The following is a 7041-nucleotide window of genomic DNA, read 5'->3' as shown; positions in this document are numbered from 1 at the left end:
TCCTCACTTCGAAAGTCAAGCGGTTGTTTTCGCTTTTCTTTCGGCGCCTGCTTCACAAGGAAGATGGCTCATCAGTCCGGCGTGTTCCGCCGTGCTGGTAGGGGCGCATTATAGGGAGCCGGATCACGATGACAAGGGATTTTTTGAAGAAAGTCACGGAAACTTCAAATTATCCAGTTAGAAACAGCTTACCCAGTGTATATATACAATGTTATCCACAAGCCGATGATTTCAGCTCTGTTTTATTGGCATTTAACCGGGTCTTCCTTGTTTAAGGAATGCCATACTGAAGCGGATAATGTGTCCCGAGTGGTCCATGGTAGCGTCCTGTCGTAAAGCTGGTTACCATGGAGGTGAATAGAGTGTTGCACCTTTTTTGCTTTCATTTACAAAAGGTCTTTAAAGATGAATTTATCCAAGTTTCCCGTTTATGTGCAGGCGGCCGTTCTCGCTCTGGTGTTGGCGTTGGTCGGTTATCTGGTTGCCCAGGCCCTGCAGTTTTCCCTGAAAGCCGAAGTCATTTTTGCCGTAGGTCTGGCCATTGGCGGTTTCGTGGTACCGCTGTTCCTTAACCGGGCTCCTGCCGCTGCGGCCGAGCAGAATGCCAGCCAAGAAACATGCACCTTATATGTAGGCAACCTGCCCTACCGTGCCAACGAGATTGCCGTGCGCGAGCTCTTTGCCGAGCAGGGTCTGGTGATTTCCGTCCGTCTGATGAAAGACAAGGCCACTGGCAAGCGCAGGGGCTTCGGATTTGTTGAGATGCCGGTCGCCGATGCGGCCAAGGCCATAGCCGCGCTCAATGACAAGGAGTATCAGCAGCGCACCCTTAAGGTACGTGAAGCCAACGACAAGCGGGACAGGGATGAGAGAGAAGGCGCCGACGTCGACGCCTGAGGACTCAGCACAGCACCTCTTCGAGTGATGACAGCCCCCATGCTTGCAAGGGGGCTGTCAGTTTTTGGGCCCGGGCATCCAGCAGGCTGCAATAGGCATGGCCCTGCCCTTCCCCGGTGAGGGTGGACGGGAGCGCGGCCAGCAGATGGGCCACCCGTCTTGCCACCGCATTGCCCGAGTCAACCAACTGGGCCTCCGGCATCAGTTGCCGGATTTCATCCCCCAGCAGCGGGAAATGGGTACAGCCCAACACCAGGGTATCCGGCCTCTCCTCCCCTTCCATCCAGTCCGCCAGCACCTCTCGCAGCAGCCCCATGTTGACCGTCTGTCCCGCCAGCTTGCGCTCGGCCTCGATCACCAGCTCGGTCGCCCCCTTGAGCAACACCCGCTTGCCCGGCGCGAACTGGGCGATGAGCTCATGGGTATATTCGCGGCTGACGGTGCCCGGGGTTGCCAGCAAACCGATGCAGCCATTGCGGGTCAGGGCGGCGGCAGGCTTGATGGCGGGCACCACGCCCACCACAGGAATGCTCAGGGTGGCTCGCAGAGATGGCAGGGCTATGGTGCTGGCCGTGTTGCAGGCGATCACCACCAGATCGATGGCGTGTTCGGCCACCATGTGGCTGACCAAGCCGGTGCAGACAGCGATCAACTCTGGTTCGCTCAGCTCGCCATAGGGGAAGTGGGCATTGTCGAAGCAGTAGAAATAGTTGTGTGCCGGCAGGGTGCGACGGATCTCCCCATAGACGGTCAAGCCGCCCATACCGGAGTCGAACACGAGAATATTGGCCACCAGAGCTCCCCCTTGGATGCGAGGCGGCGATCATACTCCCGCCGGCGGCCAATAGAAAAGGCCCCGTACAGGACGGGGCCTCGCTTTTTCCTCTCTATATAAGCAGAGCAGCGGATCAGAGACGGTAGTCGGCGGTCAGCTTGAACTCGGTGCCCGGCGAGGCATAGCCATAGGCCGGGACATAGTCACGATCGAACAGGTTGTCGATGCGACCGCCCAGGGTAAGCGCAGGCGTCACCCCGTAGCTGGCCCCCAGATTGACCAGGGTGTAAGAGCTCAGCACCACCCGCTCTGCGGGGAAGCTGCTGAAGTTCTTGTCGTCCCGCTTGCCCACATAGAGCAGCTCGGTCGACAGATCCACCGGGCCCAGCTGTACCTGTGTCAGCCAGCTCGCCTTCTGCTTGGCACGGCGCAGCAGCGGCTGATCGCCATCGTTCTTGTCTTCGGTCTTGGTGTAATCGAAGCTCAGGTCATGATGGAACGGACCGGTTTCCAGCCCCAGCGCCACTTCCACGCCGCGGATCTCGGCATCCGTGTTGTCTGGTTTGCAGCTGGAGAAGGCGCTCTGGCAGGAGATCAGGTTCTGGATCTGGTTGCGATAGAGGTTCACTGACCAATCCCAGGCGGTGTAACGGCCGGAGAAGTCCAGCTCCAGGTTCTTGCTCTCTTCCGGCTTCAGATCCGGGTTCTCATAACCGGGATAGTAGAGATCGAGGAAGGTCGGCGCCTTGAAGCCGGTGCCGTAGCTCAACCGCACATTGTGGTTGTCATCTATGTCCAGCCCGCTGGCGGCGGACCAGGTGTTGTGACGGCCATACTGCTCGTTGTCATCGGTGCGACCGGACAGCTCCCACAGCAGGGCCTGCCAGCGATAGCTGCCCACCGCAAACAGACCTGTGTTGTCGCGATCCGGGGCATTGAAGGACTGGCCATAGCTGCGCGAATCGGACTTCATCTGCTCTTGCTGCCAATCGGCGCCACCGGTCAGGTTGAGCCCCTCGATGCCGCTCCAGCTGTTGATCCAGGAGAAGCGGGTCAAGCCGGTGTGGATCGGCTGGGCACTGGACTCCCCCTGGCTCTCCAGCCAGCTCTTCAGCTTGTTCTCGCCGTAGCTGGCTTCCAGCCGGCTGGTCAGGGTCTCGCTCTGGAACTTGATGCCACCGTCGTACTGGAAGGCCTTCACCCGGCTCTGGTCGGCCGACTGATAGGGGTCGTCCATCTCGGTCTGGTTGTCATAACCCTGGGCGTTGAAATCGGCACTCCAGGCGTCGTTGAAGGCATGGTTCATCCCGACCTGGCCATTGAGGCTGTCGAAACCGTCCCGATCCGGCTGCTGGGCACCGGCCACCACGTCGAACCCATCGGTCCGCTCATAGCCCACCAGCAGGTTCATGTCGGTCTGCTGGCCAAGCGCCTGCACGGTGCGCAGCTGGCCCTGACCATAACCATGGCTGCCTGCGCCCCCCTTCAGGTGGGTCTCGCTGCCATTCTTGGCGGAGGTCTTGGTGATGAGGTTGATGACGCCACCTATGGCATCCGAACCGTAGACGGCGGCCCGCGGCCCGCGGATGTACTCGACCCGCTCGATGTTGCCGAGCGGGATCTGGCTGAGATCCGGCGTGCCGGCCACCATGGCGGCGATGGGACGGCCATTCATCAGCACCAGGGAGTGGTTGGAGTTGGTGCCGCGGATGAAGAGGCTGCTGATATGGCCCCGGCCACCCAGGGTGGTGATCTGTACCCCGGGCAGGGTCTTGAGCAGATCCGTCAGGCTCGATACCTGGCGGGATTCGATCTCGGCGCGATCGATCACCACCACGGGAGCCAGCACAGAACTGACGGGTTGTTCCACCCGGTTGGCGGTGACCACCATGGTGTCATTGGCAGGAAGGGAAGACTGGGCAAAGGCCGCCGTTGGCAACAGGGCAGCCGCCAATAATTTCTTGGACATGAGAGATCCTTAAGTTCGCGTAAGCATCTACTTCGTGGCCGGTTTCTCTCGGCCCGAAATACGAACTTTGGCAGGTCTTCGGGCTTGGGGGCTGATGGCCTACAGCGACGGCTTCCCACCTGACGGCAGTGCCCTGATGTCGCTTCGTTCCCCCTTACCGCTGCGCGCCAGCTCCGGATTCTCACCGGATTCCCTTTTAAGCATGATGCGCCAAAGCGGGGGGATTATAGGCAGAGCCGGATTGGATGTATAGCCATCTGGATTGCTGCCATCACTTTTTCCCACCAGAGGGTGTCGAGTGGCACAATTGCCGCCCTGCGCCTCTGTCATGACCTCAGTTAGGCGCAATCCGACGGGGTCAGACGCAAGAAATGTTGAGCCAGGTCCCACGGCTTTTTGGTAACATGCGGCAAACGTTTGACACCCCCGAGGAAGCCGTAATGACGACCCCCCCAATGATCGGCCTGGTAATGGGCTCTGACTCCGATTGGCCCGTGATGCAAGCGGCAGCCCGCATCCTCAAGGAGCACGGCGTGCCCTATGAAGCGCGCGTCGTCTCCGCCCATCGCACCCCGGATCTGCTGTTCGAATATGCCGCCAGTGCCCGCGAGCGCGGCCTGCGCGCCATCATCGCCGGGGCCGGCGGGGCCGCCCACCTGCCGGGCATGCTGGCCGCCAAGACCACGGTGCCTGTGCTGGGTGTGCCCATCCCGACCCGTCAGCTCAAGGGGATGGACTCCCTGCTCTCCATAGTGCAGATGCCCAAGGGGGTGCCGGTCGCCACCTTCGCCATCGGCGAGGCGGGGGCCGCCAACGCCGGTCTGTTTGCCGTCTCCCTGCTGTCGGTTGCCCAGGATGGCGACGCCCCTCGCTATCACCAGCAGCTCGACAGCTTCCGCGCCAACGAGCGCGATCGGGTGCTGGCCCTGCAACTGGAGGACCCGGCATGATACTGCCCCCCGCCACCCTCGGCATGCTGGGGGGCGGCCAGCTCGGCCGCTATTTCGTGATGTCGGCCCATCGCCTCGGTTATCAGGTGATAGTGCTGGATCCGGATCCCGCCAGCATCGCCGGCGCCGCGGCCGACGCCCAGATAGTGGCGGCCTATGACGACGCCGAGGCGCTGCGCGATCTGGCCAGTCGCTGTGATGCCGTCACCTGCGAGTTCGAAAACGTACCGGCAGCCTCCCTGGCCCTGCTGGAGCAACACCTGCCGGTGCGCCCTGCGGCCAGCGCCGTGCGCGTCTGCCAGGATCGCCGGGAAGAGAAAGCCTTCCTGACCCGCGCCGGGGTGCCGGTCGCCCCGAACCTGACCCTGCTGCCGGGCGATCCGCTGCCGGCCCTGCCCAGCGACCTCTTCCCCGCCATTCTCAAGACGGCTCGCGAAGGCTATGACGGCAAGGGACAGTGGACTATCCACCAGGCCGACGAGCTGCCAGCGGCCCTGGCCACCAGCGGCGTGCCCTGCGTGCTGGAGAAGCGCCTGCCGCTGGAGGGGGAGTTTGCCCTCACCCTAGCCCGCAGCCCGAGCGGTGCCATCAGCGCCCTGCCCCTGGTGCAGAACTGGCACAGCGGCGGCATCCTGGATCAGACCCGCTCCCCGGCCAATGTGCCCGCCCTGGAGGCGGAAGCCCAGCGTATCGCCGAGCACATCATCGCCGCCCTCGACTATGTGGGGGTGCTGACGGTGGAGTTCTTCCTGGTCGGCGGCGCGCTGCTGGTCAACGAGATGGCGCCCCGCCCCCACAACTCGGGCCACCCCAGCATCGACAACGCCGGTTGCAGCCAGTTCGAGCTGCAGGTGCGCGCCCTGTGTGATCTGCCCCTGCCGGCGCAGGCTGAGGTTCAGCCCGCCATCCTGCTGAACCTGCTCGGGGATCTGTGGCAGGACGGCACGCCGGACTGGGCCGGCGCCCTGGCCCTGCCCGGGGTGCACCTGCACCTCTATGGCAAGGGCGACGCCCGCCCCGGCCGCAAGATGGGCCATGTGACCGTCACCGGCCGCGACTGGCCGACGGTCGAAGCCACCGCCAGCCAGCTGCGCACCCTGCTGGGACTGCCGCCGCGCTAAGCGTCGCTGGTACCAACGAAAAGACCCGGGCCAAGGCCCGGGTCTTCTTTTTTACCGCAGTGGGGACCAGGTCAGCCCCGATCCGCCGCCACCGTAACGGGGGCCGGCAGCCGTATGGTGAGGGAGAGCACCAGGGCCACCACCAGCAACACCAGAATGAGGTTGAAGGTCGCCATGAAGCCGCCAAACAGGGAGGCCACGATGGAGCCTATAATGCTGCCCAGACCAAAGCCCAGATAGATGACGCCGTAGTTCTTGGTCAGGTTGTTGAGCCCGAAGAAGTCGCTCACCAGCGAGGGGTAGACGGTGATGGTGCCGCCGAAGCTGAAGGCGACGCAGGCGACAGCCACGAAGAAGAGGTTGGCATTGAGCGGCACGAACAGCAGCAGCGCCATGCCCGCCAAGGTAATCAGCTGGGCGATGGTGATGACCCGGATGCGGGACATCTTGTCGGACAGTATGCCCAGCACCAGGCGACCACCCAGGTTCGCCATGGCGATGATGGCGACGGCGTTGGCGGCGACCACGGCAGGCAGGCCCACCATCTTCTCGCCGATGTCCTTGGCCACGCCGATGACATAGAGGCCGCTCATGCAGGCGGTGAGGAACATCAGCGCCAGCATCCAGTACTGGGGCTTGCGCATCGCCTCGGCCAGGGTGAAGTCACGGCTCTCGGTCTGCTGCACGGAAGCGGCCTGCTGGGGCGCATCCTTCATCAGCATGCCGCCCACCAGCACCATGGACATGGCGATCAGCCCCCACAGCTGGAAGGTCGCCTCCAGCCCATTGTTCGACAGCAGCAGCAGGTTGATGTACTTGAAACCCAGGCTGCCGAGGCCATAGGCACCGATGGAGCAGGCGGAGATGAGCCCCTTGCGCTCCGGGAACCACTTCACGCAGTTGGAGAGGGTCATCAGGTAGCCGGTTCCGTCGGCGAAGCCCACCAGAATGCCGGCGCAGAGGTAGAGCATGGCCAGGTTGCTGGCGTGGGCGGTGAGGAAGAAGCCGATGCCGAGCAGCACGCCGGCTCCCAGGGTAACGTTGCGCACCCCGAACCGCTCCTGCAACTTGCCCGCCAGGGAGGAGGCCACCGCCAGGGAGAGGCTGAGCAGGCCGAAGGCGAAGGCCACCTGGCTCACCGGCTCGTCCAGCTTGTCGGAGAGCTGGGCGTTGAACAGGCTCCAGGTGTAAACGGATCCCAGCGCGAACTGGGTGATGATGGTCCCCAACAGGGTGAGGTAGCGGGTGCGATTCAGATCGATGGTCATGATGCGTCTCGGTCGATGGCCTTAAGGAAACTGGGGCCACTATAGGCAAGACGCCACTCCC

Annotated in this window: 7 protein-coding genes and 1 riboswitch; of the genes, 4 read left to right on the top strand and 3 right to left on the bottom strand. The window is 62.9% G+C overall.

Annotated elements, in window-relative coordinates; genetic code table 11:
- Together ACWPWQ_RS18405 and ACWPWQ_RS18400 are read left to right on the top strand one after the other, a co-directional pair.
- The coding region (locus ACWPWQ_RS18405) for a hypothetical protein (protein WP_454010460.1) at positions 1-181 on the top strand (181 nt) is incomplete at its 5' end.
- Positions 182-405: 224 nt separating this feature from the next.
- Positions 406-897, top strand: a complete 492-nt coding sequence (locus ACWPWQ_RS18400) for an RNA recognition motif domain-containing protein (protein WP_202047961.1) — start codon at positions 406-408, stop codon at positions 895-897.
- Positions 898-901: 4 nt separating this feature from the next.
- On the opposite strand, the gene murI is transcribed toward ACWPWQ_RS18400, so the two are convergent.
- Positions 902-1690, bottom strand: a complete 789-nt coding sequence (gene murI / locus ACWPWQ_RS18395) for a glutamate racemase (protein ID WP_342059260.1) — start codon at positions 1688-1690, stop codon at positions 902-904.
- A gap of 115 nt (positions 1691-1805) precedes the next feature.
- Positions 1806-3641, bottom strand: coding sequence for a TonB-dependent receptor domain-containing protein (locus ACWPWQ_RS18390; RefSeq protein ID WP_454010459.1), 1836 nt, complete (start codon positions 3639-3641; stop codon positions 1806-1808).
- A 52-nt stretch (positions 3642-3693) separates the two neighbouring features.
- A riboswitch (cobalamin riboswitch) is annotated at positions 3694-3871 on the bottom strand.
- 210 nt (positions 3872-4081) lie between these two features.
- Between ACWPWQ_RS18390 and purE the strand changes: the two genes are divergently transcribed.
- Both purE and ACWPWQ_RS18380 read left to right on the top strand, forming a co-directional pair.
- Positions 4082-4591, top strand: coding sequence for a 5-(carboxyamino)imidazole ribonucleotide mutase (gene purE, locus ACWPWQ_RS18385; protein WP_025325239.1), 510 nt, complete (start codon positions 4082-4084; stop codon positions 4589-4591).
- Positions 4588-5712, top strand: coding sequence for a 5-(carboxyamino)imidazole ribonucleotide synthase (locus tag ACWPWQ_RS18380; RefSeq protein WP_454010458.1), 1125 nt, complete (start codon positions 4588-4590; stop codon positions 5710-5712). The genes purE and ACWPWQ_RS18380 overlap by 4 nt, the downstream gene beginning before the upstream one ends.
- Positions 5713-5783: 71 nt before the next feature.
- Here the strand turns inward: ACWPWQ_RS18380 and ACWPWQ_RS18375 are convergent, their stop codons facing one another.
- Complete coding sequence (locus tag ACWPWQ_RS18375; RefSeq protein ID WP_454010457.1) at positions 5784-6980, bottom strand: L-lactate MFS transporter; 1197 nt, start codon at positions 6978-6980, stop codon at positions 5784-5786.
- Positions 6981-7041 lie beyond the last annotated feature (61 nt).

The organism is Aeromonas sp. Marseille-Q7275 (assembly GCF_965119515.1).
The sequence above is the reverse complement of the archived record's forward strand: the minus strand, read 5'-3'. Positions and strand labels throughout refer to the sequence as shown.

Bases quoted from the DNA above. Each gene is read 5' to 3' on its own strand.
- ACWPWQ_RS18400 (WP_202047961.1), top strand. From the start codon at position 406: ATGAATTTATCCAAGTTTCCCGTTTATGTGCAGGCGGCCGTTCTCGCT.
- ACWPWQ_RS18390 (WP_454010459.1), bottom strand. From the start codon at position 3,641: ATGTCCAAGAAATTATTGGCGGCTGCCCTGTTGCCAACGGCGGCCTTT.
- purE (WP_025325239.1), top strand. From the start codon at position 4,082: ATGACGACCCCCCCAATGATCGGCCTGGTAATGGGCTCTGACTCCGAT.
- ACWPWQ_RS18380 (WP_454010458.1), top strand. From the start codon at position 4,588: ATGATACTGCCCCCCGCCACCCTCGGCATGCTGGGGGGCGGCCAGCTC.
- ACWPWQ_RS18375 (WP_454010457.1), bottom strand. From the start codon at position 6,980: ATGACCATCGATCTGAATCGCACCCGCTACCTCACCCTGTTGGGGACC.